This window comes from Rhizobium sp. IY2 (assembly GCF_047532935.1).
GTDB lineage: Bacteria > Pseudomonadota > Alphaproteobacteria > Rhizobiales > Rhizobiaceae > Rhizobium > Rhizobium anhuiense.
Genome location: NZ_JBLKNU010000005.1, coordinates 314,052 through 340,990, shown reverse-complemented (window position 1 = coordinate 340,990; position 26,939 = coordinate 314,052). Strand labels below are relative to the sequence as shown.

Genomic DNA, 26,939 nt, shown 5'->3' with positions numbered 1-26,939 from the left:
TGCGATGGGAACTCTTGGCAATGCATTTAACGGGTTGGTTTTATTGACGCTTGTCACGCCCGCGTTTCGTCTGCATCGGCTTACGCAAACCACCGATCCCGATGCCGACACCACGTGCAGATTCCCCTGCTCCGCTGAGACCTGCTGCGCTGCATGCTCCGATCGGCTAATATATAGCCACGCCTCAGCAATCAATCACGTCCACAGGCCCTGACGAAGCGGAGGAGGATGGTCGATGGTATCAGGCGAAGCGATTGGAGGTACGCGCATCAATATGTCAGCGCTATCATGGATTGCGCCGGCATCGGCGAGCGACGGAGAAGGACAAGTCAACACAGCCCCATTGAAACGATAGGAGCGGCATGACGGAAAATAGCACTGCCCCATTCTCATTTCGATTTAGCGGTTCGTCCTTCGACAACATGGTCGAAACGCTGGGCGGCGCCTTTGGCGCATTTGATGCCGAGCCTGTCGGCCGCAGCCAGGACTTCCATTGGGGATTGGATTTCTCGGCATGTGACAGTGCCGTCCTGCTCACCGGTTATCATGAGGCGGAATTTCAGTTCAATATCGAGCCGACCGTCGATACGGCCGAATATCTGTCGATCGTCGTGCCGCGCAGCGGCGGCATGGGGGTCACCTATGGGTCGCGCGTCGCCGAGGCCGGGCAAGGAAAATTGCTTCTTTACAATAATTTCGAGCCCAACAGCGTCATCATGCATGGGCGATCGAACGTCATCGACGAGTTGCTGATCAACTGGCCGCTCATCCTCCAGACGATCGGCCAGACTTTCGAGATGCCGTTCAGCGGCTCTCTCGACCTGCTGCCCGAACTGGATCTGTCCAAGCCGGAAGGCCGGTTGATCAGCAATCTCACGGAAACGATCATCGCGGGCATGCGCGACGATGGTCCCTTGCTGCAGTCGCCGATCGCCATGGCGCATATGACGCAGGCGCTGGCCGATCTGGTCGTGCGCCTGGTGCCGCACCGGCTGTCGCATTTCCTGGAGAATGGCCCGGCCCTGATCGCTCCCCGGCATGTCCGCCGGGCGATTGAATTCATGCACGCCAATATCGATCAGCCGATCACCATGCCGAAGGTCGCCGAAGCGGCCGGCGTATCCAGCCGGGCGCTCGAAACCGGTTTTCGTGCCTTCAGGGGAACCTCTCCCGCCGCCTACCTCTTGACCCTTCGTCTGCGTGCGGCGCGCCAGGATCTGCTCGATCCCGAGAGCAAGGACACCATGAAGGCCATCTGTCTCAAATGGGGCTTCTTTCATTTCGGCCGGTTTTCCGCGGTCTATAAAAACACCTACGGAGAATACCCTTCCGACACCAGGAAGCGCGTGATCCGGCGATGATGGCCTCGGCTTGCGGCGAGTAAGCGGGCAGCCCGCGGCCGACGCAAGGGGCTACGCCTCGTCCCTCGGCGGCAATGTGTAATGCACTCTCATCGTCCTTGGATCGCGCTTGACGATCTGCAGCACGCCCTCGCGTTCCGCCAGGGCGTTGAGTTCCCTCAGCACGAGAGAATGCGCTATCCCCAGCATGCGCGCAAAGGTGCGGCTGTCACGCGCAATCCCCAGCTCCGCGGCGACGAGCAGGCCGGCTTGTATCGACGTCAATTGGGCATCTCTGCCTTGCGCCGCCGCGACGAGGGCAAGAAAGCGATCGACCTCGGCTGCCTCTACGCTCACGCGGCTTTTCGCCGGCGGAAGGACACCATGATCGATTTCGAAGTGGGCGTATCGCTTTCCCTGCCGGCGCTGCCAAGCGGCACGAGCACGTTCAGTTCGGGGTAATAACCCGCTATGCTTCCCCGGGGGATGTCATAGGGCACAAAGCGGAAATTCTCAGCGATGCGCTCGATACCGTCCTCATGCTCGCCGACCACGTCGACCCGGTCGCCGGCCTCGGCATGCATCGCCTGCAGATCCGCCGGGTGAATGAAGATGACCTGCCGCTCCCCGTAAACGCCGCGATATCGGTCATCGAGGCCATAGACCGTCGTATTGTATTGATCGTGCGACCGGAAGGTCTGCAGGGCGAAACGCCCCTCACCCCTTCGCGCCCGCTGATGCACCGTCTCTTCCGGAAGCGGCTCGGCAGAGAATGACGCCTTGCCTGCCGGCGTATCCCACTCCCGGTGGGCAGCCGTGTTGCGCAGGTGGAAACCGCGCGGCTTGCGCAGGCGCGCATTGTAATTTTCGAAGCCCGGGATAGTCGCCGCGATATGATCGCGAATGCGGTCGTGGTCGCCGGCGAGCTCTGTCCAGTCGACCACGGCGGCGCCGACCGTCGCTTGCGCAATGCCAGCAATGATGGCGACTTCCGAGAGGAGATGCGGTGAGGCAGGGCGATTGATGCCGGCGGAACCGTGCACCATGCTCATCGAATCCTCGACGCTGACGAGCTGGGAGTTGCCCGCCGCGTTCAGATCCATCTCGGTGCGCCCGAGGCACGGCAGGATGAAGGCGGTTTCGCCGGGCATGAGATGCGAATGATTGGGTTTGGTGGCGATGTGCACCGTCAGCTTCAGCCGCCGCAGCGCCTTCTCGACAAGGGCGCTGTCGGGGGTGGCGCGGGCGAAATTGCCGCCAAGCCCGATGAAGGCCTCGGCCGAGCCGTCGAGCATCGCGCCGATGGCGGCAAGGACATTGTGGCCATGTTCGCGGGGAACGGCGAAGCGGAAGTGTTTCTCCAGCACATCGAGGAAATCGTCCGACGGCTTTTCGTTGATGCCGACGGTGCGGTCACCCTGCACGTTGGAATGCCCGCGAACCGGGCAAAGGCCGGCACCCGGCCGGCCGATATTGCCGCGCAGGAACATGAAATTGGCGATCTCGCGGATCGTCGCGACCGAATGCAGATGCTGGGTCACGCCCATCGCCCAGGTGCAGATGACCTTCTCGGCGTTGATATAGACATCGGCGGCCCGCTCGATCTCCTGCCGGCTCAGTCCCGATTGGTCCTCGATCTCAGCCCAGCTCGTCGCCTCGACCGCTGCCCGGTATTCCGCAAAACCCGCGCAGTGTTCGGCGAGAAATGCATGGTCGAGAACGGAGGGCAGACCGGCGGCGACCGCTGCCTCTTCCGCAGCCAGCACGGCCTTCGCCATCCCGCGCACCGCGGCCATGTCGCCGCCGAGTTGCGGCTGGAGATAAAGGCTGGCGATGTCGGTCGAACCGCCGCGCAGCATCTCGATCTTGTCCTGCGGATCGGAGAAGCGCTCCAGGCCGCGTTCGCGGATCGGATTGAAGACGACGATGCGCGCGCCGCGGATCGCCGCCCGGCGCAAGTCGCCGAGCATGCGGGGATGGTTGGTGCCCGGGTTCTGCCCGATCACGAAAATCGCATCGGCCTCTTCGAAATCCTCCAGAAGCACCGTGCCCTTGCCCACACCGACCGCCTGGCGCATGGCGATGCCGCTTGCCTCGTGGCACATGTTGGAGCAGTCGGGAAAATTGTTCGTGCCATAGACGCGCACGAAGAGCTGGTAGAGGAAGGCCGCCTCGTTGCTCGCCCGGCCGGACGTATAGAATTCCGCCCGGTTGGGATGATCGAGCCCCTTGAGAACGGCTCCGATTTCGGCGAAGGCATCCTCCCACGCGACCGGCAGATAACGGTCGCTCGCCGTATCGTAGCGCATCGGATGCGTCAGGCGGCCGTTGAGTTCCAGCTCATAATCCGTCAGCCGGCGAAGCTGCGATACCGTATTGTCAGCGAAGAAAGCGGGCGTTGCCCGCTTCTCCGTCGCCTCCCAGGCGACGGCCTTCACACCGTTTTCGCAGAATTCGAACGACGATCCGTGTTCCGGATCGCCCCAGGCACAGCCCGGGCAATCGAACCCATCCGGCTGGTTCGCCTTCAGCATCGTCCGCGCCCCGGAAATCGGCATGCCGCTTTGAAGCAACTGCTTCCCGCAGCTCTTCAACGCGCCCCAGCCGCCGGCTGCCGCCGATTTCTTGCCAATGAATTTTTTGTCCATGCGCCCTGTATTGTCGAAGCGAGGAAAACATCAAGGCCGCAGGAGCGATGGATCGATAGGAAAAACCTATCAAGGATTCAATCAACCAACGTCCTTCATGGCATGCCGTTCGTCGGGCGAATGTGCCAGGATGCGATTGCGGCCTTGCGTCTTGGCGTCGTAGAGCGCCGCATCGGCCTCCGTCAGGAGACGGTTCGGGTTGACCCTCAAGGTGGCGCCGGTCGCGCAGGATATGCCGATACTGGCGGTCACTCGTCCGAATTCGCTGCCGGAATGAACGATATTCTCCTGGTTTAGGAGACGTGCGAATTGCTCGGCAACGATCATTGCCCCTTTCGCACTGGTCGCCGGAAGCAGAACCACGAATTCCTCTCCGCCGTAACGTGCGACGATGTCTGCCGGCCGGCTGACGGACTGGCGAAGGCACTTGCTGACGACACGCAGGCATTGGTCTCCGGCGGGATGACCGTAGGTGTCGTTATAGGCCTTGAAGCGGTCGATATCGACCATCAGCAGGCTGAACGGCGTGTTCTTCCTGGCGCTGCCGGTGGTCTCGCGTGCGAAAGCTTCGTCGAAGGCCCGACGATTGACGATGCCGGTGAGCCCGTCGGTCTCGGCAAGGGACTTCAGTTGCTCCGCCGACAGCCTGAGCGCGATTTCCGCCTGCTTCGTCGCGGTGACGTCCGAGACGACGGCCATCGCCGTGCCGTCTTCGGCAAGCCTTGTCCGGATGCTGCGCCAGTCGCCGTTATAAAGCTGGACCTCTTCGTCCTTGTTGCTGTGCAGCGCAGCACTGGCGACCTTGATCCATTCTTCGAGGTCATTGTCCGGAATACCGGTGCGCTCGTTTGTTTCGGCGACGCGGCGGAGAATGTCGCTGATATGGGCGCCAACCACGCGCGCATCCCCGGATAGCGGAAAGGCGGTGCGATACTGCTCGTTGCAGAAAACAAGGAAACCCTTGCTGTCGTACATGGCGATACCGTCGGACATGCCGGCCATCGCATGCGACAGCAGGTTCTTGCTTTCGCGCAATTCCCGCTCCAGGACGGTACGCTCCGTAATGTCACGTGTTACGCCCGCAAGGCCGATCACCCGCCCCTGCCTATCCCGCAGCGGCACCTTGGAGGCGAGCAGGGATCTGCCTTCGATATGCTCGGTAGAGTCGATCAGAGGCACCCCGGTGTCCATAAGCTGCTGTTCGAGATAATACAATTCTTCAGCGAGCGGGCGCGACAGGAGATTAAAATCTGACAATCCGGTCATCTCCGCCGTCGTCTTGAAACGATAAAGGCGGATCATATTTTCGTTGACGGTGATGAACCGGCTGTTTCGATCCTTCACGTAGAGATAGTCGGGCGACTGCGAAAATGCGGTCACCAATATGCTTCGCTCCAGCGCCCATTGTTGGGTCTTCAACAGAATGAAACCACACAGCGCAGTCGCCAGGCAGTTCAATACGGTCATGGGCAGACCGATCATGGCCAGCACACGGGCGTGCACCAGGGTGGGAAGCGTCGCCATCAACACGACAAGAGAGGCGCCGAGCGCGAGGCCCAGCAGGCCAACGTCCATGAGCCGGGGAGATCTCTTGCGGATCCAGAAATTGCCAACCAGGCCGATGCCGGTCGCGACAACAATCGCGACGAGACCGTCGATCATTGCCGTGCCGCCGACCCAAAAACGAAAGGCCATCGCCAGCGACGCCGCAAAAGCCGCCGCGATCGGCCCGCCGAACATGCCCGCCAAAGCAAGCGGCGAGAAGCGCAAGTCGATATAGAGGCCGGGATTGAATTCGACGGCCAGCAATATCGATCCGATCGAGGCCGCGCCGGCTACGATTCCGAAGGCGATTTTCTCCTGCCTGGCCGAACTGCGCTGAAACTGGATCGAAAAATGCGCCCAGAGCGAAATGGCCAGGCACACGAAAGAAAGGTTGCCACCGAATTGCGTCCAGATGCCACTCACTGCGTTGGATCCACCTTCCAATACATGTACCGAACTGATCATAGAGCAACACTGGTTTGAGCTTAGTTAAATCGGAGACCCATCAGGCTATTTCATTTGCAGATGCGTCTCCGGGCCGAAGCGAGTGCTGGAGACGGTGAGGTATGCACAGGGCCTTGTTGCCAGATTTGACGACATGAGAAAGACGCTGAACCGGATTGAAAGGTCATGCCCGAAGACGGCAGGAGACATCATGTCCGCAATGCGCTGCAGTTCAACGGATAGACTCGATGCGATAAGGCATGCTTAACAACTGCATCCTGGGCCTCGGGACATCTATCCGGTTAGCGCAATAGTTGCGCTATCCGGATAAGCATGCGCATTTGGACTATCGTGTTGCGCGCCAAAGCGCTCGTGAAGCTACGAGAGAGATCGCGCCGCTGCTGTTCATAACGCACCCGCGGTCACGATCCCGGCTCTTTCACTACTTGCAAATCGCCGCAGCCAAAAAGCCACGCATCGCCTCGCCATAGGGCGGCCGCATCATGTATTCCGCTTCCACCATCTTGCTCTGGTGATAGACGGCGCGCGGATGCGAGAAAGTGAGGAAGCCGAATTTACCGTGATAGGCTCCCATGCCCGAATGGCCGACGCCGCCGAAAGGCAGGCCTTCCGCCGTGACGTGGCTCATGCAGTCGTTGACCGTCACCCCGCCTGAAGTCGTATTGTCGAGGACACGGCGTTCCTCCTGCCGATCCTGGCTGAAATAGTAGAGAGCGAGCGGGCGCGGCCTGGCATTGATCCGATCGATGACGTCGGCGATATCGCGATAGGCAATGACCGGCAGCACAGGCCCGAAGATTTCCTCCTGCAGCACGCGCATGTCTTCCGTCGGATCGAGGATCAGGGTCGGGGGCATGCGATGGGCCGATTGCTGGGAGAAATTCTCCGCCGCCGGGTTGATCTCGACGATCCCAGCGCCCTTGGCCCTGGCATCGTCGATCAGGCCCTGGACGCGGGCGTGATGGCGAGCGTTGACGATCGAGGTGTAATCGGGATTTTCCTTCAACGCCGGATACATCGCGCCGACCGCCGCGACCGCGTGTCCGGCAAAGGCTTCGACGCTTTCCTCGGGTACATAGACATGATCGGGCGCCAGGCAGATCTGGCCGGCATTCAGCGTCTTGACCGTCATGACGCGGCGCGCCGCGTCGGCGAGATCGGCCGAGCGGCCGACGATGACGGGCGACTTGCCGCCGAGTTCAAGCGTCAGCGGCGTCAGGTTTTCCGCCGCCGCCCGCATGACATGATGGGCGATCGCGGTCCCGCCGGTGAAGATCAGGTGGTCGAAGGCCAGTGACGTGAAGGCAGTGCCCGTCGCCGGTCCGCCCTGAACGACTGAGATTTCCGTTTCGTCGAAGGCGCCGGCGATGAGCTTCGCCATCAAGGCTGCTGAAGCCGGCGTCACCTCCGAGGGCTTGATCATGGCGCGGTTGCCGGCGGCGAGAATGCCGGCAAGCGGCGCAAGGGCGAGCTGATAGGGGAAATTCCAGGGGCTCAGGATTCCGACGACCCCCTTCGGCTGATAGACCACTTTAGCGACCGCATCCGGAAACAGTGCCTCGTGCTCTTCCGGCTTCAGCCATTCGGCAAGATGAGCCTTGGCATATTTGAGCGAACCGACGCAGGTGAAGACGTCGAGAAGTAGGCTCGCCTCGACGCTGCGGCTGCCGAAATCGTCCGAGAGGGCCGCGGCGATCGCATCCTTATGATCGACCAGAAGGGCGATGACGCGGTCGATGCGATCGATGCGGGTCTCGATGCTTGGCGGCCCTTCCCTCAGGAAAGACGTCTTTTGCCGGTCAAGCAGCGCCTTCATGGCATCGGCACTGGTATCGGTGGCGATCGGGGTGACGGTGTTCATTGTTTCCTCCCTTGAACGATGTCAGACGGCCGGCTGGCGGACGATCGGTTTCAGCACGATGCCCTTTTCCGAATCCTCCACCGCCTGGTTGATGTCGGCGAAATCATAGAAGGTGACGAGCCTGTCGAAGGGGAAGCGCCCCTGCCGATGCAGATCGATCAACAGCGGGATCAGCACATCGGGATTGGAATCGCCCTCGACGATGCCGCGGACCCGGCGTCCGCCGGAGAGGATATGGGTGAGATCCAGCGTCAGCGTCGCGCCGTGCGGCGAAGCCCCGACGATGCCGCAGGTGCCGCGCGGCGCCAGCACCCGCACGCACTGGTCGATGACGGCGGGCACGCCGGAGGCATCGATCGCATAATCGACGCCGGCGCCGGTCAGCGCCATGATCGCGGCAACCGCGTCGCTCGCCTTGCCGTTGACGATATCGGTCGCGCCGAGTTCGGCCGCAAGCGCCAGCCGCGTCTCGTTGACGTCGACGGCGATGATCCGCGAAGCGCCGACGACCCGTGCCGCCATCACCGCGGCAAGACCGACGGAGCCCATGCCGAAAACCGCGAGCACTTTTCCCGGTTCGACCTTGAGCGCGTTCATGACCGCGCCGGCGCCGGTCTGGATGCCGCAGGCGAGCGGCCCGAGCAGCGCCAGATCGGCATCTCCAGGCACTTTCACGATATTGCGTTCATGGCACAGCGCATGGCTGGCAAAGGAGGATTGCCCGAAAATATTGCCGTGAACCCGCTCCCCCTCGCATGAGAGCCCGCTCGAACCATCGGCACGCGCACCGAAAAAGTTGCGCGGGAAGAATTCGTGGCAATAGGTTTCCTCGTGATCATTGCAGCTCGGGCAATGGCCACAGGAGTTGAAGGTCATGACCACATGATCGCCGGGCTTGACCTTGGCGACACCCGGCCCGACCCGCTCGACGATGCCGGCGCCCTCGTGGCCGAGCACGACCGGCTGCGGCACCGGCAGGTGCTGGTCACGCATGACGATATCGGTGTGGCAGACCCCTGTCGCCACGACGCGAACCAGGATCTCGCCCTCGCGCGGCTCCTCCAGATCGAGCCTTTCCAGCGAAAACGGCATATGCGGCGCACGCGCCACCGCGGCATGGATTTTCATTGCTTTTCCTCCTCCCGAAATCAACGCGCGCTCAGCCGCGCTTGTAAGCGCCGAGCCCCGGCTGATAGGTCTTGTCGTCGAGGAACTGTTTCAGTCCCTCGTCGCGCCCCTTGGTCTTGTCGAGAAACAGCATCTGCTCCAGCTTGGCGTAGATGTAATCGTCGGCGAGATCCCATGGCAGGTTGCGCACCCGCTTGTAGGTGTCCTTGGCGGCCTTCAGCGTCACCGGGTTCTTTTCGAGCAGGCTGGCGCAGATCTTGCGGACCCGGGTTTCAAGCTCGGCCAGCGGCACCGCTTCGTTGACGAGACCCATTTCCGCAGCCTTGCACCCATCGAACAGCTCACCGGTCATGATGTAATAGAGCGCGTCGCGATGGCGCATCACTTCGGCAACCGCACGGGTGACGTTGCCGCCCGGCAGAATGCCCCAGTTGATCTCGGAAAGGCCGAATTTCGCCTCCTCGGCGGCGATGGCAAGATCGCAGGACACGAGCGGCGTGAAGGCGCCGCCGAAGCACCAGCCGTTGACCATGGCGATGGTCGGCTTTTCGAAATACATCAGCCGGCTCCACCAGTTGCCGGATTGGCGCCGCGCCTTCAGCGTGGCGTCACGCGGCTTGCCGTCGTTGTCGCGGAAATATTCCTTCAGATCCATGCCGGCCGACCAGGATTCGCCGGCGCCGCGCAGGACGAGGACGCCGCAGCGCTCGTCGCCCTCGAGTTCGTCGAGCACCTCGAGCATCCGGGCATTCAGGGCCGGATTCATCGCATTGCGCTTTTCCGGACGGTTGAGGGTCACGAAAGCGATGCCGTTGTCGAATTCGACCAGAACCGGCGATTTCATTTCAGTCATGGTTTACTCCATTGGTTTCGGCGTGAAGGCGGGAACCCGCGTCACAAGGCCTGTCGTTGAAGGGTTTCGTCGGAATGGAACTGGCGCAGAACATGTTTCTGCACCTTGCCGGAGGCGGTGCGGGGAATGGTTTCGACGAAGAGGATGCGCGCCGGACGCTTGAAGGCGGCAAGCCTTGCCGCGCAATGGCCGGCGATCTCATCGCCCGTTGCCAATGCACCTGGCCGCAGCACGATATAGGCGACGCCGCATTCGCCCCACCTGAGGTCGGGAATGCCGACGACCGCGGCATCGAGAATATCGGGATGGCTCGCGAGCGCCGCCTCGACCTCGGCGGGGTAAACATTCTCGCCGCCGCTGATATACATGTCCTTCAGCCGGTCGACGATGCGATAGAAGCCGTTCGCTTCGCGTCGGCCGAGATCGCCGGTGCGGTACCAGCCGTCGGTGAAAGCGGCCGCGGTTTCCCGCGGCTTGTTCCAGTAGCCCGGCGTTACCGCCGGCCCGCGCAGCCAGAGTTCGCCCATTTCGTCTTCGCCAACGTCGCGGCCGTCCTCGCCGACGATGCGAATGTCGAGTAACGGCGCGGGAAGACCGACGCTGCCGGGATTATCCTGCACGGCGCGCCGGTCGATCGGCACATGCAGCACCGTTCCGGCCTCGCTCATGCCGTAGCCGTTGACCAGCGCAACGCCGTCGTCGAGATAGCTTTCGATCAGCGCCTGCGTCAGCGGAGCGCCGCCGACGAAGAGCGCATGCAGGCCGGAAAGCGCCGCAGCGCTATAGGCGGGGTCGTTGCGCAAGGCGAGCGCGATCTGCGGCACGGCGAAATAATGGGTGATGCAGCGCCGCCGGTCGGCAAGGGCTGCAAGCGTGCGCGCCGGCGTGAAGCGGTCGGAAATGACAAGCGTGCCGCCCAGCATCAACGTGGTGCGCGCCACCGCGATCAGCCCGATCGTGTGAAAGAACGGCAGGTCGCACAATGCGACGGAACCTGGCCCGATCTCTCCGACCATGGAAAAATTGATGGCGGCGAAAAAGGCGTTGCGGCGGGTGATGACGACGCCCTTCGGCTGCCCCGTCGTGCCCGAGGTGTAGAGAAGCACGCAAGGTTCATCGGCATCGGCGGGCACCGGGCCGGCCGGACGGCTCGCCTCGATCCGCGCGGCGAGCCCGGCCGGGCCATCGGCCGTCGATATCACCGCCATTTCGGGATCGACGCTCGCGACGCTTACCACCGTTGCCGCGAACTCCTCGTCGTGAACGAGCAGAGCCGGCGTGCAATCGGCGAGGATCGGCCGAAGCTCGGCGGCGTTGAGGCGCCAGTTGAGCGGCACGTAGATGGCGGCGGCGCGCTGGCAGGCAAAGGCAAGCACGATCGAATCCACCGAATTGCGCGCCAGCATGGCGACACGCGCCCCATCCCGCCGCGCCCCGAGCATATCGTTGAGCAAGCCGGCGCAGCGGGCGATCCGCGCATCGAGCTCGGCATAGCTAAGCTGCCGGCCGGTGGCGATCTCGAACAGGGCCGGACGGTCCGGCGCGACGCGGACGCGGTAAAGGATCGGATCATCCGTCACCAGTCCGCAATCTGCCGACGAAACCATCCCGGAAAAGGAATGCGCCATGTTCTCCTCCCATGCCCGCCGCTCCTCTGCAGCCGGCATCAAATTTGTATGTAACACATACTAATATTTTTCCATAGAGATGCAAGAGGCTGTTCAAGGCAAATGCGATCGTTCGAATGGACGCGGGGAAATCCGCAATGCCGATATTGACTAACCCGCTGATTTTGATGGTTATGACCCTGAATGAAGCGAGAGCGAACCATGGGCACAAAATCACCGCGGGACGATGTCGAGGGCGAAGATGCCCCCGCGACGCCGGCGCTCGACGTCGGCCGGCTTGGCGATCTGCTCGGCTTCCATCTGCGCATGGCGCATGTTGCAATCTATCGCGACTTTGCCGAAACCATGGAGGAGCTGGCGCTGACGCAGAAGCAGCTCGCCGTGATGGAACTCGTCGCCGGCAATCCCGGCGCATCGCAAATCGACCTTGCCAACACGCTCGGCACTGACCGGGCGACGATGATGGCCCTCGTCAACCGGCTGGCCGCCCGCGACCTGATCGAACGCCGCCCCTCCGCGGCCGACCGCCGCCGCCAGGAACTGCATCTGACGAAAGCGGGACGCGCGATGCTCGCGCGGGCGCGTGAGTTGATCGACAAGCATGAGCGGCGTTTCATCGGTCTGTTTTCGCAGGACGAAATGGATGGACTGCTGGCAGCGCTGAAGCGGATATACAAGGGGAGCTGAAAACCCCCTCAAGCTTGGGAAGTAAGCCGCATCCAAGCTGATAGATTTCGCTTGGGAAAGTCCCGTGTTATGATCCCGGCCCTGGCGTCGTCCGCCGTGGGTTCTGCACACGGAGACTTGTCTCATGAGTGAAATGGACGTGCTTTTTGCCACCCTGCGACAGGCGGCTGACCCGCAGACGGTCGAGTGCATCGAAAACGTCGTCAAACATGGCTCGGATCGCGATCTCAATCGCATCAATGCGCTCGCCTTTGCCGACAAGCATCATCTCGATGAAGAGAAAACCATCGCGGCGCTTCTGCATGCCGCCCGCATCGGCGTCTTCGAAATGACCTGGAACGTCCTTTGCCCGGGATGCGGCGGCGTCCTCGACAGCGGCGCAACCCTCAAAGGGGTCGTCCAGGACACCTACCATTGCGCGCTCTGCGCGGCCGGATACGAACCGACCCTCGACGAGATGGTCGAGGTAACCTTCACCGTTAGTCCAAGAGTGCGCAGGATTGCCGCCCACGACCCCGATCGGCTGCCTCCCCTTGAATACTACCGCCAGATCTTCTTCAGCTCCGGCGTCGACCTGCCGGAGGACCTGGAGGCGAAGTTCGATCGGATCCAGCTGGAGATGATCGAACTGGCGCCGGGCGAGAAGGCGTTCGTCTCCCTACAACTGCCGGCGCAGTTCGTCATCATCTTCGATGCGGTCACCCATTCGGCGCAGTTCATCGATGTGCAGGGCGAGCCCACCGACGAACGTCAAACCCTCTCGATGATCATCAGCCGGACGCATGCGCTGAACGAAACGCTGATCCTTCGTCCCGGCCTGCTGCGGCTCACCCTCGAGAACCACACCGATCGCCGAGTGGTACCGAATGTCTGCATCGCCGGAGACGAACTGCACGACCTCCTGGGCCGCAGGCGGCCTTTTCTGACGGCCAAGCGCCTGCTGACGAACCAGAGCTTCCGGGACATCTATCGCACCGACACGCTTGACGTCGACCAGCGCCTCAAGATCACCAGCCTGACCTTCCTTTTCACCGACTTGAGGGGCTCGACCGCGCTCTACGAGCGCGTCGGAGATCTTGCCGCTTTCGATCTGGTGCGCGCGCATTTCAGGGTTCTTCACGAGATCGTCGCCACAGAGGCCGGAGCCGTCGTCAAAACCATAGGCGATGCCGTGATGGCGACCTTCCCGAGCCCGGACCGCGCGGTGGCGGCAGCACTCAGGATGCGCGAGGCGATGCTGCGGCTGAATGCCGAACACGGCAGCGACGACCTTCTGCTGAAGATCGGAATTCACGAGGGACCATGCCTCGCCGTCAATCTCAACGACCGGCAGGACTATTTCGGCCAAACCGTCAACATCGCCTCCCGCGTCCAGGGCCTTGCCGATCCCAATGTGATCATGACGACGGAGGCGATTGTCGGGGATGCCCAGGTTTCGGAGATCCTGCGTGACGGCGGCATCTCATCGGTCTCCCGGCTGGCGGAGCTTCAGGGCATCGGGAGAGAGGTGAGGATTTTTGCGCTGTCGTGAGGTTGGGTTGTTCTTCGAGGTCAAGCCAACTTGAGCGGCTGATGCGTGCTGAAAGCGGACGGCAACCGTTCGCGAAGAAATTGGCAACCCACCACTTAGCCGCGAGCACTACGCCGATTCATGCTAACGCCTACTTACGGGAATCACCACGCGCTGATAGGATTAGATTCCTTGAGGCGAACCGCCGGTTAGAATGCCTGCCAGGTCAGCGGAGGAAATATGAATAGTATAACTGTCGATCTCAAGAATTGTTACGGAATTACCTCTCTAAGCCATAAATTCGATTTTTCGAAGAAGCGCCAAAACGTAGTTTACGCTGCTAACGGCATAATGAAAAGTTCTCTGGCACTGACGTTCAAAGACGTTTCAGAGGGAAGACCTTCTTGCGATCGTGTTCATAAGGAGCGGGAGACTGAACGCTCCATAGTCGACGAAGCTGGCCACGATATTGCGGCAGAAAACGTTTTTGTCGTCGAGCCCTACAATGAAGCATATAAATCCAATCGGATGTCGACACTGTTGGCAAACAGCAGGTTGCGCGAGCGATATGAAAACGTGCGCAGAGAGATTGACAAGAAAAAGGACGCTCTGCTCGCAAGTTTAGGCAGTGCTGCTGGCATGAAGGCCGGCGTAGAAGAGGCGCTGGCAATGGACATTGCTAGCGATCCAAACGAATTCTTCAAGGCCGTTCGTCGCTTGAAGCCTGAGGTTGACGAGAACCCGTACGCCGCACTCGCAGACCTAAAATATGCTCAAATTTTTTCGGCCAAGGTTGCGGAGCAGCTAAAATCGGAAGCGTTCCGCAGCGACATTGAGAACTACATGGCGGTGTACGACCGCCTGGTAAGCAATTCCACCTTTTTTAGGAAAGGCGCTTTCAATCATAATAATGCGGCTGATGTTGCGAAAAGTTTGAAGGCTAACGGCTTTTTCAAGGCTGAACACTCTGTTTATGTAAACAACAAGGATGTGCGGAAAGAAATCAAGACCGAGAAAGACTTAGAAAAAATAATTCAGGAGGAAAAAGACGAGATACTCAATGATGCTGATCTAAAGGCACAATTCGAGCGCATCGATAAACTCTTGACTAAGAACGTCGACATGAAAGAGTTTCGTGCTTATCTTACCGAGTACGACAAGCTCATACCGGAGCTTGCGAATCCAGATCGGCTGCGGCAGCGCTTATGGATTGCATATCTTGCCCTAAATGCTGATCTCCTGAACGATGCCTTGGGTACGTACGATCGAGGCCGCGGGGAACTCGAGGAAATCGTTAACGAAGCACGGCAGGAAGCGACCCGCTGGGGAGACGTACTGGATGAATTTAATGGCCGTTTTTCCGTACCCTTCATTGTCACAATGGAAAACCAGCATGACGTGATTTTAAAAGCTGATGCACCGAGCATCCGGTTCCGTTTCAAAGGACATGACGGAACCGAAGTTGCGGTTGAGGAGCTCGACCTCGTTCGCATCCTATCGAACGGAGAAAAACGCGCCCTGTATCTTCTCAACATAATCTTTGAGGTTATCGCGAGGAAGGAAGGTGCGGTGAAGACAATTTTTGTCTTCGATGACATCGCCGACTCGTTCGACTATAAAAACAAGTACGCAATCATTGAATATCTACGCGACATTACCGACGTGGATTTCTTTTATCAGATTATCCTTACTCACAACTATGACTTTTACCGCACCGTATCTAGTCGATTGGATCTTGGAAGGGACAATAAGTTCCATACGCTCCGTAGCGACTCGGGTGTCCACATACGTGAAGAAAAATATCAGAACAATCCTTTTAAGCATTGGAAGGAGAAGCTCCCGGAAGGAACGCACGATGACTTCCTTATCGCGATGATTCCGTTTGTCCGGAACGTGGCCGAGTTTGCAGGCATGGAGGCAGAGGAAGCCGAGTTGACGCGGTATCTGCACGTGAAGCAGACTTCTGAGAACCTTACAGTTTTTGACCTTGAAAAGGAATTTAAGAAGGTCGTCACCTTCAAAACGAATTTCGCCTTACCGCATGGCGACCGGAAGGTGTTTGACTTGCTGTTTGAACGGGCGCAACAGGCGTGTGCTTTGGGCGAGGAGCAAATCGAACTGGAAACCAAGATCGTTTTGGCGATGGCCATCCGCATCAAAGCGGAGGTTTTTATGATCGGCGCCATCAACGACCAGGCTTTTGTAGATGCTATAAAAAACAATCAGACCTTTAAGCTACTTCAAAAGGTGGAACAGTTAGGGGTAGCAAGTCCGGCCAGCATCAAGTGCCTGAAGCAGGTCGTCCTGATGACTCCTGAAAACATCCATATTAACTCATTTATGTACGAGCCGATCCTAGATATGTCGAACCATCATTTGAAAAAGCTTTTTGAGAAGGTCAGCGCCCTTCCGCTTTGAAGCACGAGCCAACTGAGCCAAAGATTTGTTGACCGAAAATATCCGGCTTCATCTGCAAATAGTTGCCGATTTTGTTGCGGGAGAGGCGTGCGCTCGTGTCACTTTCTTGCGGAGAAAGCGCAAAACCGGCTTTACTGCTACCGGCCCCCATGTCGGCCATAGCCGATTGCGGCGCGCAATGACCGCTATGGTGCAGCATTGCAGTCCCACGCCGGTTTGCGCTCCATGTAAACGTGATTTACGATCCAAAACCGGCAAATTCCAGCTTTGACCAATGAGCCCCGAGTCTAAGGCCAATCCGCATAGCCCGAAGACAGCATGCTGTTTTCCGAGCCGGCGGAAGCGCGGGCGATCTCGCGGTAGCCGGCGGGGGAAAGGCCGGTCTTGCGTTTGAAGAAATGGCTGAAATAGGTCGGGTCGCGGAAGCCGAGGCTGTCGGAGATTTCCTGGATATTGCGGGCTGATCGCTCCAATCTCAGCTTTGCCTCCTGCACCACGCGCTCGTGCAGGAGCTGGATCGGCGAGCGGCCGAGCGCCCTTTGGCAGATGGAATGCAGCCGGTCGGCCGTGACGCCCAATTCCGCGGCATAATCGCTGATCGGCCGGTGCCGGCGGAAGCCGGCCTCGACGAGTTGCCGGTATCTCTGCAGGATCGATCCGGTTTCGCCCTGCCCGCGCTGTTCGCTTCTCTCGCCATCGGAGCCGCGCCACAGCGCCATCAGAATGAGCCTGATATAGGCGGATGCGACCATCCAGGAGGAGCGGGCGGGATCGCCCAGTTCCCGCACGAAGCCCGAAATCAGCGGGCTGATTTCGGCCACTGCTGAGGGATCCAGTGCCTCGACCAGCTTGCGCTGCTCGGTGAAGATGCGCAGCGAATAGGATTCCACCTTGTCGCCGATCGCATCGACCATGATCTGCGGCGAGGCGCCGACCAGATGGGCCGCGCTTCCCGCTGATATCGACAGCTCGCATCGCGCCTGCGGCGGCAGGAAGGCAAGCAGCGGTCCGTGCAGCGGCCGGTGTTCGCCATTGTCGAAATGAAGCTCCCCGCTCCCCTCCCCCAGCAGAAGGAAATGGTAGAAATCGGCATACAGCCCTTTTTGGAAACGGATGCGCCGGTGCGACAGCGACGGCCCGTGCCACTCGCCCCTGGCATAGTGATGAATCCCGCCGTCCGTTGCCAAGGCCTCTCCTCCATTCCCGCGTCAAACAATGCTGATATCACCGGATAATTACAATATTAACCCAATAAATCGCATTCCATCCGCGCCGGATCGGCGTAACCTTTTCTCATCAGCCTTTGGGAGGAGGCTCTTCAGCAGATGCAGGAATCGTCAGGCGACCTTCGTGGCGCCGCGTCCGCTCGTTTTCTCCCCATGGCAATAAAGCAGGCGCCGGCACTTGGCGCCAACACGTGACGAATTGGGTGGAACAGTGTTCGCGGCAAAGCTGATGATCAACAACGAGGCGATGGATGCTTCCGAAGGGGCCACCTTCGAGCGCATCGATCCGCTGACCGGCGATGTCGCAACGATCGCCTCGGCCGGATCGGTTGCCGACATGACACGGGCTGCCAATGCGGCCGCGGCAGCCTATCCGGACTGGTCGCAGACCGGGCCGGGCGAACGGCGCAGGCTGCTGAATGCCGCCGCCGATATACTGGACGCGCGCGCACCGGAACTCATCGCCGCCATGACCGGCGAAACCGGCGCCACCGCGCAATGGGCCGCGATCAATTGCGGGCTCGGCGCGGATATTCTCCGCGAGGCTGCGGCGATGACCACGCAAATCTCGGGCGAGCTCATTCCTTCAGGCATTCCGGGAAACCTTGCCATGGCGGTCCGCCAGCCGGCAGGCGTCTGCGTCGGCATTGCCCCCTGGAATGCGCCCATCATCCTCGGCACCCGCGCCGTCGCCATGCCGCTTGCCTGCGGCAACACGGTCATCCTGAAGGCCTCCGAACTCTGCCCGAAGACCCATGGCCTGATCGGCGACGTCCTGTGTGACGCCGGCTTTCCGCGCGGCGTCGTCAATGTCGTTTCCAATGCGCCGAGCGATGCCGCCGCCGTTGTCGACGCCCTGATCGCCCATCCGGCCGTGCGCCGCATCAATTTCACCGGCTCGACGCGTGTCGGCCGGATCATTGCCGAATCCGCGGCAAGACATCTCAAGCGCTGCCTGCTCGAACTCGGCGGCAAGGCGCCGTTCATCGTTCTGGCCGACGCCGATATCGACGAAGCCGTCAGTGCGGCCGCCTTCGGCGCCTTCATGAACCAGGGCCAGATCTGCATGTCGACCGAACGGATCATCCTGATGGACGAGATCGCCGACGGCTTCGTCGGCAAGTTCCGGGCGAAAGCCGCAACCTTGGTCGCCGGCAACCCGAAGGACGGCAACACGCCGCTCGGCACGCTGATCAACGCCGAAGCCATCCGTCGCGTCAGGTCGCTCATCGACGATGCGCTGCAGAAGGGCGCGATGCTCGTCTGCGGCGGTCACGCCAACGGCACGCTGATGGATGCGACCGTCATCGATCACGTCACACCTGCCATGCGCATCTACCGCGAGGAGAGCTTTGGACCGGTCGCCGCGATCATCCGGGTCAGCAGCGTCGACGAGGCCGTGACGGTTGCCAACGACAATGAATACGGGCTGTCCGCCGCCGTTTTCAGCGCCGACGTCAATGCCGCGCTTGCCGTCGCCATGCGGCTCGAATCCGGCATCTGCCACATCAACGAGGCGACAGTTTCCGACGAGCCGCAAATGCCCTTCGGCGGCGTCAAATCAAGCGGCTACGGCCGCTTCGGCGGCAAGGCGGCGATCGATGAATTCACCGAGCTCCGATGGGTCACCATCGCATCGGGAAAACGGCACTACCCGATCTGAATTGAGATCGGCCGAAATGAACATTGGGAACGGGCTGGGAGGCCCCATCAAGAGGGAGGAATGATTTCATGAACGGCATTTTCCGCAGCGGAAAATTCAACGCGGCATCGCTGAGCCGCCGCTCTTTCATCGCATCGACCGTGGCGGGCGGCGCGGCGCTGGCGCTTTCCGGCCGCACCGCCTTTGCTCAAAGCAGCGACACGCTGAAGGTCGGCTTCATCAGCCCGCGCACCGGCCCGCTCGGCGGCTTCGGCGAGACGGACGGCTATGTGCTCGACCTGGCGCGCAAGGCGCTGGCGAACGGCCTGCAGGCGGGCGGCAAGACCTGGAAGGTGGAGATTCTCGACCAGGATACCCAGTCCGATCCCTCGCGCGCCGGCCAGCTGGCGAAGGACCTGATCAACAACCAGTCGATCGACCTGATGCTTGCCGTCTCGACGCCCGAAACCATCAACCCGGTGGCCGACGCCTGCGAAGCGGCCGGCATTCCCTGCCTCTCGACGGTCATGCCCTGGGAAGCCTGGTATTTCGGCCGCGGCGCCAAGCCCGGCGCGCCCTCGCCGTTCAAGTGGACCTATCATTTCGGCTTCGGCGTCGAAGAATTCCACAAGGCCTATGTTTCGCAGTGGAACCTGATCGAGACCAACAAGAAGGTCGGCGTCATGTATCCCAACGATGCCGACGGCAATGCGATCCGCGCCCATCTGGCGCCGGCGCTCGCCAAGGAAGGCTTCACCATCGTCGATCCGGGCGCCTATGAAACCGGCACCACCGACTTTACCGCGCAGATCGCTCTCTTCAGGCAGGAGGGCGTGGAGATCTTCAATTCCTTCCCGATCCCGCCCGACTTCGCCGCCTTCTGGCGTCAGGCCGCACAGCAGGGCCTCACCCAGCAGATCAAGATCTGCCAGATCGCCAAGACGGGCCTGTTTCCCTCCGACATCGAGGCGCTCGGCGACCTCGGCCTGAACATCGGCAGCGCCGCCTACTGGCACAAGGCTTTCCCTTACAAATCGACGCTGACCGGTGTCTCCGGAACCGAACTCGCCGACGGTTATGAAACGGCGAGCGGCAAGCAGTGGACGCAGCAGCTCGGCGCCAGCCTTGCGCTTCTCGACGCCGGCTTCGATGCGCTGAAAGCCAGCGCCGACGTCAAGAGCAAGGAGGCCGTCGCCAAGGCGCTCAGCACGCTGAAGACCACGACGATTGCCGGCAAGGTCGACTTCACCAGCGGTCCCGTCGCCAATGTTTCTCCCGGGCCGATCATCGGCACGCAATGGGTGAAAGCGCCGGAGGGCTCGAAGTTCGCGCTCGACTATGTCGTCACCGAAAACGCCACCGACCCGAACGTCCCGGTCGGCGCCAAGCTCACCGCTTACAACGGATAACCAAAGTGCAGCAGCAAGCGCAAAGACGGCCGGGAGGAGCCTTTCTCTCGGCCAAGGGGATCCACAAGCGGTTCGGCGCGCTGGTGGTCCTGGAGAATCTGGATTTTTCCATGGGCGATGGCGAGGCGGTGGGCATTGTCGGGCCGAACGGCGCGGGCAAGACGACCCTGCTCAGCGTGCTCGCCGGCGCCTTTCCGCCGAGCGAGGGAAGCATCACCTTCGACGGCGCCGACGTGACGAACCGGACGGCGGCGGAACGCTGCCGCTCCGGGCTCGTCCGGACCCATCAGATTCCCAAACCCTTCAGCGGCATGACGACCTTCGAGAATGTTTTCGTCGCCGCATCGCACGGCAATGCCGCCAGCCGCGACGAGGCCTATGAGCGCGTGGTGGATTCGCTTTCGCTCTGCGGCATGCTTGATGTCGCCAACCGCCCCGCCGATACGCTCGGCCTGCTGGATCGCAAACGGCTGGAGCTTGCCCGCGCGCTTGCCACGCAGCCGAGACTGTTGCTGCTCGACGAGATCGGCGGCGGCCTGACCGATGGCGAGGCGAGCGAGCTCGTCGAAACCATCCTCGAATTGCGCCGCCGCGGCATCGGCATCGTCTGGATCGAGCATATCGTTCATATCCTGCTGCAGGTGGCAGAACGGCTGATCTGCATGGACGCCGGCAGGATCATCGCCGATGGCGAACCGAAAATGGTCATGAGCAATGCGGAGGTGGTCAAGGCCTATCTTGGAGGGACGCCCGCATGAGCCTTCTTTCCATCCGCGACCTCGACGTCCGCCACGGCCTGCTGCAGGCGGTGCGCGGCGTCAGTTTCGATCTTGCCAAGGGCGAAGTGCTGGCGCTGGTCGGCGCGAACGGCGCCGGCAAGACGACGCTGCTTCGATCGATCGCCGGCGCCCATCTTCCATCCTCCGGCCGCGTCCTTCTCAACGATGAAGATCTGGCTTCCGTGCCGTCCCACAAGCGCATCGCCAAGGGCATCGCCCTGGTGCCGGAAGGCCGGCGCCTGTTTTCACAGATGACGGTGGAGGAAAACCTGCTTCTCGGAAAGAGCTCCGGCCGCAAGGGCGAGTGGAGCATCGATCGCGTGCTCGACGCCTTTCCCAACCTGAAACCCCGTCGTCACGCCAAGACCGGGCACCTCTCGGGCGGGGAACAGCAGGCAACCGCCATCGGCCGGGCGCTGATGAGCAATCCCGATATTCTTCTCCTGGACGAGGTCTCGCTCGGGCTTTCGCCTCTGGTCGTCGATCGCGTCTATGCCCAGCTGCAAGCGCTGCTGACGTCGGGAACAACAATCGTGCTCGTCGAGCAGGATCTCGCCCGCGCCATGAGCGTGGCAAGCCGTGTCATCTGCATGCTCGAGGGACGCATCGTCCTCGACAGGCCGGCGGCGGCCGTCACGCGCGAGCACGTCACCCAAGCCTATTTCGGATTGCACCGGGCAGCCGGCGAAAGGAGCGCATCGTGATCAATACCCTGCTCCAGGGCATTCTGCTCGGCGGTTACTACGCCGTTATCGCCTGCGGCCTGTCCTTCATGTTCTCCGTCATGCGGATCATCAATCTCGCGCATGGCAGCCTGGCGGTCGCAGCCGCCTACGGCCTGTGGCTGCTCGCCGCCAAAGCCGGCATTCCGCCTTTCTACGGCCTGCTGATCGTGCTGCCGGTGATGGCCGCCATCGGCTGGCTGCTGCAGCGCTTCATCCTGGAACGCAGCGCCCGCGGCGGCACGCTCCTGCCGATTCTCACGACCTTCGGCCTGTCAATCGTCATCGATAACCTGCTGTTCGAGCAGTTCGGCGCCGACACAAGGTCGCTCGCGCCCTTCATCGGCAACCTGTCCTATGCCTCCTGGCAGCTGCCCGGCCACATCTTCGTCGGCAAGCTTGCCGTCATGATGATGGTGGCCGCAGTCCTCATTCTCGGCACGCTGCAGTTCTTCCTCAGCCGCTTTGCCCTCGGCCGCGCCATCCGCGCGACGGCGGAAGATCCCGATACGGCAGGACTGGTCGGCATCGATGCCCGCAGGGTCAACGCCGTCGCCACTGCGATCACCATGGTCACGGTCGGCATCGCCGGCGCCTTTCTCGGGATGCGGGCGACCTTCAGCCCCTATGCCGGCGGCCCGCAGCTTCTCTTCGCCTTCGAGGCGGCCGTGATCGGCGGAGCGGGATCACTATGGGGCACGCTTGCCGGCGGCATCGTTCTCGGCCTTGCCCAATCGCTCGGCGCGCAATTGCATCCGCAAGGCTTCCTGATCGGCGGCCATGCCGTGTTCCTGCTGGTGCTGTTCGTCAGGCTGTCCCGGTTCGGCATGCCGGTTCTCGACAAATTCGGCGCCTCTCTCAAGCTGCGCGCCCGTCTCCGGAGCCCGACATGACCATCATCTCCAACGGAATATCGATAGAGCGCTGGACGAAATCGTCTCGGGTGGCGCTCGGCTCCATGGCCGCGGTACTCGCCTTGCTGATGTTCGCTCCCGCCGTGCTCGGCGCCGGCGCGATCGACCGGCTGACGGCCCTGTTCATCTACGTGATCCTTGCCGCCATGTGGAATGCGCTTGCCGGTTTCGGCGGGCTGGTTTCGGTCGGCCAGCAGGTGTTCTTCGGCCTCGGCGCCTATTTCACCATCCGGCTTGCCGATGCGGGGCTCAATCCCTTCGTCGCGCTGTTTGCCGCCGCGATCGTCACCGGTGCGCTGTCGATCCCGCTTTCGCTGTTCATGCTGCGCCTGAAGGGCGGCGAGTTTGCGATCGGCATGTGGGTGGTCGCCACTCTCGCCCACCTGCTCGTCAACCTCGACGGGCTGATCCAGGGAGAAACCGGAACCTCGCTGATTTCGCTCAACGTCTATGACAGCGGCACGCGGCGGGCGACGATCTACTGGCTCGCATTGGCGGCCATGGCCGCCCTGCTCGGCGCGCTCTTCATCCTGATGCGCAGCCGCGCGGGCGCTGCCATGCAGGCGATCCGCGACAATGAGGAGGCGGCGACCTCGGTCGGCGTGCGCGTGATCGCGACCAAGAGGCTGCTCTTCGTGCTCGCCGCCTTCGGCATCGCCGTCGCCGGAGGCCTGTGGCTGGCAACCGCCACCACCTTCCAGCCGAAGACCTATTTCAGCGTCCAGTGGACGGCCTACATGATCTTCATGGTGCTGGTCGGCGGGATCGGCAAGTTCGAGGGCGCCATCCTCGGCGCCATCCTGTTCTTCGTGATCGAGACCTTCTTCGGCGCAGCCGGCGTCTGGTACCTGATTGGCCTCGGTGCCACCGCCCTGATTTTCTCCCTCTACCTGCCACGCGGCCTGTGGGGCGAAATCGAGCGCCGCTACGATTTTCAACTTCTGCCCGTCGGCTACCGGCTGAAATTGCCGGGTCCGCATAAGATCAAATGGGAAGAATGAGCCGGCTTATTTCCGGACTCTCTTGCGAAAGGTGACGTTCATGCTTTTTGGTAAAACAATCCTGGTGACCGGCGTGGCTTCCGGCATCGGCGCCCGCACGGCCGAGCTGGCCGGCCAGATGGGGGCCGAGGTCATCGGCGTCGATGTGCGCGAACCGGCCGGTGGAAGTGCCGCCTTCATCAAGGGTGATCTGTCCACGGCAGCAGGCGTTGCCGACATCGTCGCGCAGTTGCCGACGCGCCTCGACGCGCTCGCCAATGTCGCCGGCCTTTCCGGCAGCACCGGTATCGCCTCGACGCTCGCCGTCAATTTCTATGGCCTTCGCGCCCTGTCCGAAGCCGTCGCACCCCGCCTGCGCGAAGGCGGCGCCGTCGTCAACGTCGCCTCGATTGCCGGCTACGGCTGGCGCGCCAATCTCGAGCGGGCAAAGGCCTTGGCCGGCAAAGAAGGTTTTCCGGACGTGGCGGCGGTTGTGGCCGAACACGGCCTCAAGGACGAGCAAGGCTACCCGCTCTCCAAGGAACTGCTGCTGCTCTGGACCATGCGCGCCGCCCACCAGCCGCTGTTCAAAAGCCGCGGCATCCGGGTCAATGCGGTCAGCCCCGGACCGGTGGAAACGCCGATCCTCAAGCAGTTCCGCGCCGTGCTCGGCGATGCCAGGGTCGACAGCGACATCACCCGCGTCGGCCGGGCCGGCACCTCAGCCGATATCGCGCCGGCCGTGCTCTTCCTCTGCTCGGATGGCGCGCGCTGGGTCAACGGCGCCAATCTTGCCGCCGACGGCGGCCTCGAAGCGTCCATCAACGCCGAAGTCCTCGGCTTCTAGTTCTTGTTCCCAGGAGATCTCCGATGAATATTTCCCTCCTCATAAACGGCGCCGACCGCGCAGCCTCCACCGGCCGGACCTATGATCGTCTCGATCCCTTCACCGAGAAGCTCGCAAGCCGCGCCGCAGCGGCGGACCTGGACGACGTTGCCGCGGCCGTCAATGCCGCCTCCGCTGCCTTCGGCGCCTGGTCGAAGACCGGCCCCGGCCAGCGCCGCGCCATCCTGATGAAGGCTGCCGATATCATGGATTCGAAAGTCGGCGAGTTTACCCAGCTGATGATCGAGGAGACCGGCGCAACCGCACCCTGGGCCGGTTTCAATGTCATGCTCGCCGCCAATATCCTGCGCGAGGCCGGCGCCATGACGACGCAAATCACCGGCGAAATCATCCCTTCCGACAAACCCGGCACGCTCGCCATGGGCGTTCGCCAGGCCGCCGGCGTCTGCCTGGCGATTGCTCCCTGGAACGCGCCCGTCATCCTCGCCACCCGCGCCATCGCCATGCCGATCGCCTGCGGCAACACCGTCGTCCTCAAGGCATCCGAACAATGCCCCGGCACGCATCGGCTGATCGCCACGGCGCTGACCGAAGCGGGCCTGCCCGCCGGCGTCATCAATGTCCTCACCAACGCGCCGGAGGATGCGCCTGAGATCGTCGCCGCGCTGATTGCCCATCCGGCCGTCAAACGCGTGAACTTCACCGGCTCGACCAAGGTCGGCAAGATCATTGCCGAGACCTGCGGCAAGCATCTCAAGCCCGCCCTTCTCGAGCTCGGCGGCAAGGCGCCGCTCGTCGTCCTCGACGACGCCGATATCGACGGCGCCGTCAATGCCGCCATTTTCGGCGCCTTCATGCATCAGGGCCAGATCTGCATGTCGACGGAGCGGATCATCGTCGACGAGACGATCGCCGATCAGTTCGTCGCCAAACTGGCCGCCCGCGCCAGCCAGCTGCCGGCCGGCGACCCGCGGGGCCACGTCGTGCTCGGCTCGCTGATCAGCCTCGACGCCGCGAAGAAAATGGAGGAGCTGATCGCCGACGCGACGGCCAAGGGTGCAAAGCTCGTCGCCGGCGGCAAGCGCTCCGGCACCGTGGTCGAGGCGACGCTGCTCGATCACGTCACCCCCGAGATGCGCGTCTATGCGGAAGAATCCTTCGGCCCGGTGAAGCCGATCATTCGTGTTGCCGGTGAGGAGGAAGCCATTCGCATCGCCAACGACACCGAGTATGGCCTGTCATCAGCCGTCTTCAGCCGTGACATCCAGCGGGCAATGGCGGTTGCGGCGCGCATCGAATCCGGCATCTGCCATATCAACGGCCCGACGCTGCATGACGAGGCGCAGATGCCCTTCGGCGGCGTCAAGGGCAGCGGCTACGGCCGCTTCGGCGGCAAGGCGGCAATCGCCGAATTCACCGACCTGCGCTGGATCACGGTAGAGGATTCCGCCCAGCACTATCCTTTCTGAGGCTGAGAGGCATCGCCGGCAAAATGATGGGGCGCCCGGTCGGAGACGGGGCGCTCTGTTGCAATTGCGGTGCGGTCCGGCCGCGAATGGTCGGCGCACCGGCGCCATGGCGGCCGTTCAGATCGAGAAATCGTCCAGGGCGTCGGCAAGCTTCAGCCAGAGATCATGGGGAGGCGAGGGAATTGGCCGCGCATCTTCGTCGGGGACCCGAACTCCGAAGGTAATTCCCTTCGATTTGACGGCTGCCAGCATCCGGCCGAATTTTGTCGCCTTGTCTCTGAACCGTTCTGAGCCTTGCTCCCCCAGCACCGAGCGGATCGTTGCCACGGCCAGATTGAAGTTCTTCTGCAATTGCCCGAATGCGCCGCGGTGCTTGGCCCGCACGCTGACGCGCAGATCCCCTTGCGCAAAAGCGGCCATCGCATCGTTGAAATCGGACAGGTTGCCGTCGATCGACAAAATCAGCTCGTTGAGGATCACTGCCGAACGGCGCAGATCCGGATCCGCATAGTCGGCATTCATTCGCCGCCTGAGATCCCCGTTCATGGCAGCATTGGCCAATGCCGCGACTTCGGCGCAGAATCTGGCCTTCTGATCTCCGAGATCCGTGACCGCCGCACCGGTGTCGGGACCATCGGCTCGATCCTGATGCGCCATATTCCGTCCGGAGCTGTTGGTGGTCTCGACCATGCGCAGCGAGCCTTAGCGCAACGCATCGCGGGCATCAGCCCCGCGATGAATCGTAAGAACACAAATGCCGTGGACCATCTCGTATTCCCGTTTGCATGCCGAACAATTGCGCCGCTGCCGCTTGTGACCGAGCCGGTATCATCCGTTGACAGACAGCGATCCCATCCAAGGCGGCAAC

At 61.8% G+C, this 26,939-nt stretch carries 22 protein-coding genes; 12 read left to right on the top strand and 10 right to left on the bottom strand.

Annotation, left to right across the window (positions count from 1 at the left end; genetic code table 11):
* The first annotated feature begins 362 nt into the window (after positions 1 to 362).
* Positions 363 to 1,361, top strand: coding sequence for an AraC family transcriptional regulator (locus tag ACMUVN_RS19350; protein WP_047616827.1), 999 nt, complete (start codon positions 363 to 365; stop codon positions 1,359 to 1,361).
* Positions 1,362 to 1,412: 51 nt separating this feature from the next.
* On the opposite strand, the gene ACMUVN_RS19345 is transcribed toward ACMUVN_RS19350, so the two are convergent.
* The 7 genes from ACMUVN_RS19345 to ACMUVN_RS19315 all read right to left on the bottom strand — a co-directional run bounded on the left by ACMUVN_RS19345 (position 1,413) and on the right by ACMUVN_RS19315 (position 11,468).
* On the bottom strand, positions 1,413 to 1,697 hold the full coding sequence (locus ACMUVN_RS19345; RefSeq protein WP_063474165.1) for a hypothetical protein: 285 nt from the start codon (positions 1,695 to 1,697) through the stop codon (positions 1,413 to 1,415).
* The gene (locus ACMUVN_RS19340) at positions 1,694 to 3,988 is read right to left on the bottom strand and encodes an FdhF/YdeP family oxidoreductase (RefSeq protein WP_254962499.1); all 2,295 of its coding nucleotides are present in this window, start codon (positions 3,986 to 3,988) and stop codon (positions 1,694 to 1,696) included. The genes ACMUVN_RS19345 and ACMUVN_RS19340 overlap by 4 nt, the downstream gene beginning before the upstream one ends.
* An 81-nt stretch (positions 3,989 to 4,069) precedes the next feature.
* A complete protein-coding gene (locus ACMUVN_RS19335) occupies positions 4,070 to 5,998 on the bottom strand; it encodes a diguanylate cyclase (protein WP_097545393.1) in 1,929 nt (642 codons plus the stop codon).
* Between the two features lie 421 nt (positions 5,999 to 6,419).
* The gene (locus ACMUVN_RS19330) at positions 6,420 to 7,859 is read right to left on the bottom strand and encodes a coniferyl aldehyde dehydrogenase (protein ID WP_414815384.1); all 1,440 of its coding nucleotides are present in this window, start codon (positions 7,857 to 7,859) and stop codon (positions 6,420 to 6,422) included.
* 21 nt (positions 7,860 to 7,880) lie between these two features.
* A complete protein-coding gene (locus ACMUVN_RS19325; protein WP_254962498.1) occupies positions 7,881 to 8,987 on the bottom strand; it encodes an NAD(P)-dependent alcohol dehydrogenase in 1,107 nt (368 codons plus the stop codon).
* 31 nt (positions 8,988 to 9,018) lie between these two features.
* The gene (locus ACMUVN_RS19320; protein WP_254962497.1) at positions 9,019 to 9,840 is read right to left on the bottom strand and encodes a p-hydroxycinnamoyl CoA hydratase/lyase; all 822 of its coding nucleotides are present in this window, start codon (positions 9,838 to 9,840) and stop codon (positions 9,019 to 9,021) included.
* 41 nt (positions 9,841 to 9,881) lie between these two features.
* A complete protein-coding gene (locus ACMUVN_RS19315; protein ID WP_254962496.1) occupies positions 9,882 to 11,468 on the bottom strand; it encodes an AMP-binding protein in 1,587 nt (528 codons plus the stop codon).
* Positions 11,469 to 11,669: 201 nt separating this feature from the next.
* Between ACMUVN_RS19315 and ACMUVN_RS19310 the strand changes: the two genes are divergently transcribed.
* From ACMUVN_RS19310 to ACMUVN_RS19300, 3 genes are all read left to right on the top strand, one after another.
* A complete protein-coding gene (locus ACMUVN_RS19310) occupies positions 11,670 to 12,155 on the top strand; it encodes a MarR family winged helix-turn-helix transcriptional regulator (protein ID WP_254962495.1) in 486 nt (161 codons plus the stop codon).
* Between the two features lie 124 nt (positions 12,156 to 12,279).
* Positions 12,280 to 13,686 (top strand): adenylate/guanylate cyclase domain-containing protein, encoded by a 1,407-nt coding sequence (locus ACMUVN_RS19305; RefSeq protein ID WP_254962494.1) that lies wholly within the window; start codon positions 12,280 to 12,282, stop codon positions 13,684 to 13,686.
* Between the two features lie 219 nt (positions 13,687 to 13,905).
* Entirely contained in the window at positions 13,906 to 16,083 is a 2,178-nt protein-coding gene (locus ACMUVN_RS19300) for a phage infection protein (RefSeq protein WP_254962493.1), read from the top strand.
* Here the strand turns inward: ACMUVN_RS19300 and ACMUVN_RS19295 are convergent.
* Positions 16,064 to 16,282, bottom strand: a complete 219-nt coding sequence (locus tag ACMUVN_RS19295) for a hypothetical protein (RefSeq protein ID WP_254962492.1) — start codon at positions 16,280 to 16,282, stop codon at positions 16,064 to 16,066. The two genes, ACMUVN_RS19300 and ACMUVN_RS19295, sit on opposite strands and share 20 nt — an antisense overlap.
* Before the next feature lie 88 nt (positions 16,283 to 16,370).
* Positions 16,371 to 17,270 carry a helix-turn-helix transcriptional regulator gene (locus ACMUVN_RS19290; RefSeq protein ID WP_254962491.1) on the bottom strand — a complete coding sequence of 300 codons (900 nt, stop codon included), beginning with the start codon at positions 17,268 to 17,270 and terminating at the stop codon, positions 16,371 to 16,373.
* Positions 17,271 to 17,508: 238 nt separating this feature from the next.
* Between ACMUVN_RS19290 and ACMUVN_RS19285 the strand changes: the two genes are divergently transcribed.
* The 8 genes from ACMUVN_RS19285 to ACMUVN_RS19250 all read left to right on the top strand — a co-directional run bounded on the left by ACMUVN_RS19285 (position 17,509) and on the right by ACMUVN_RS19250 (position 26,071).
* The gene (locus ACMUVN_RS19285) at positions 17,509 to 18,972 is read left to right on the top strand and encodes an aldehyde dehydrogenase (RefSeq protein WP_254962684.1); all 1,464 of its coding nucleotides are present in this window, start codon (positions 17,509 to 17,511) and stop codon (positions 18,970 to 18,972) included.
* 68 nt (positions 18,973 to 19,040) lie between these two features.
* Positions 19,041 to 20,360, top strand: a complete 1,320-nt coding sequence (locus ACMUVN_RS19280; protein ID WP_048338163.1) for an ABC transporter substrate-binding protein — start codon at positions 19,041 to 19,043, stop codon at positions 20,358 to 20,360.
* Between the two features lie 5 nt (positions 20,361 to 20,365).
* A complete protein-coding gene (locus ACMUVN_RS19275; RefSeq protein ID WP_127430779.1) occupies positions 20,366 to 21,118 on the top strand; it encodes an ABC transporter ATP-binding protein in 753 nt (250 codons plus the stop codon).
* Entirely contained in the window at positions 21,115 to 21,843 is a 729-nt protein-coding gene (locus tag ACMUVN_RS19270) for an ABC transporter ATP-binding protein (protein ID WP_063474149.1), read from the top strand. Before ACMUVN_RS19275 ends, ACMUVN_RS19270 begins: the two co-directional genes overlap by 4 nt.
* Positions 21,840 to 22,754 (top strand): branched-chain amino acid ABC transporter permease, encoded by a 915-nt coding sequence (locus ACMUVN_RS19265; protein ID WP_097543410.1) that lies wholly within the window; start codon positions 21,840 to 21,842, stop codon positions 22,752 to 22,754. Before ACMUVN_RS19270 ends, ACMUVN_RS19265 begins: the two co-directional genes overlap by 4 nt.
* Entirely contained in the window at positions 22,751 to 23,776 is a 1,026-nt protein-coding gene (locus ACMUVN_RS19260) for a branched-chain amino acid ABC transporter permease (protein ID WP_132574947.1), read from the top strand. Before ACMUVN_RS19265 ends, ACMUVN_RS19260 begins: the two co-directional genes overlap by 4 nt.
* A 40-nt stretch (positions 23,777 to 23,816) precedes the next feature.
* The gene (locus tag ACMUVN_RS19255) at positions 23,817 to 24,602 is read left to right on the top strand and encodes a coniferyl-alcohol dehydrogenase (RefSeq protein WP_132574945.1); all 786 of its coding nucleotides are present in this window, start codon (positions 23,817 to 23,819) and stop codon (positions 24,600 to 24,602) included.
* A 23-nt stretch (positions 24,603 to 24,625) separates the two neighbouring features.
* Entirely contained in the window at positions 24,626 to 26,071 is a 1,446-nt protein-coding gene (locus ACMUVN_RS19250) for an aldehyde dehydrogenase (RefSeq protein WP_132574943.1), read from the top strand.
* Between the two features lie 117 nt (positions 26,072 to 26,188).
* Here ACMUVN_RS19250 and ACMUVN_RS19245 read toward each other — a convergent pair whose 3' ends face one another.
* The gene (locus tag ACMUVN_RS19245; protein ID WP_132574941.1) at positions 26,189 to 26,761 is read right to left on the bottom strand and encodes a methyl-accepting chemotaxis protein; all 573 of its coding nucleotides are present in this window, start codon (positions 26,759 to 26,761) and stop codon (positions 26,189 to 26,191) included.
* Between the last annotated feature and the right edge of the window lie 178 nt (positions 26,762 to 26,939).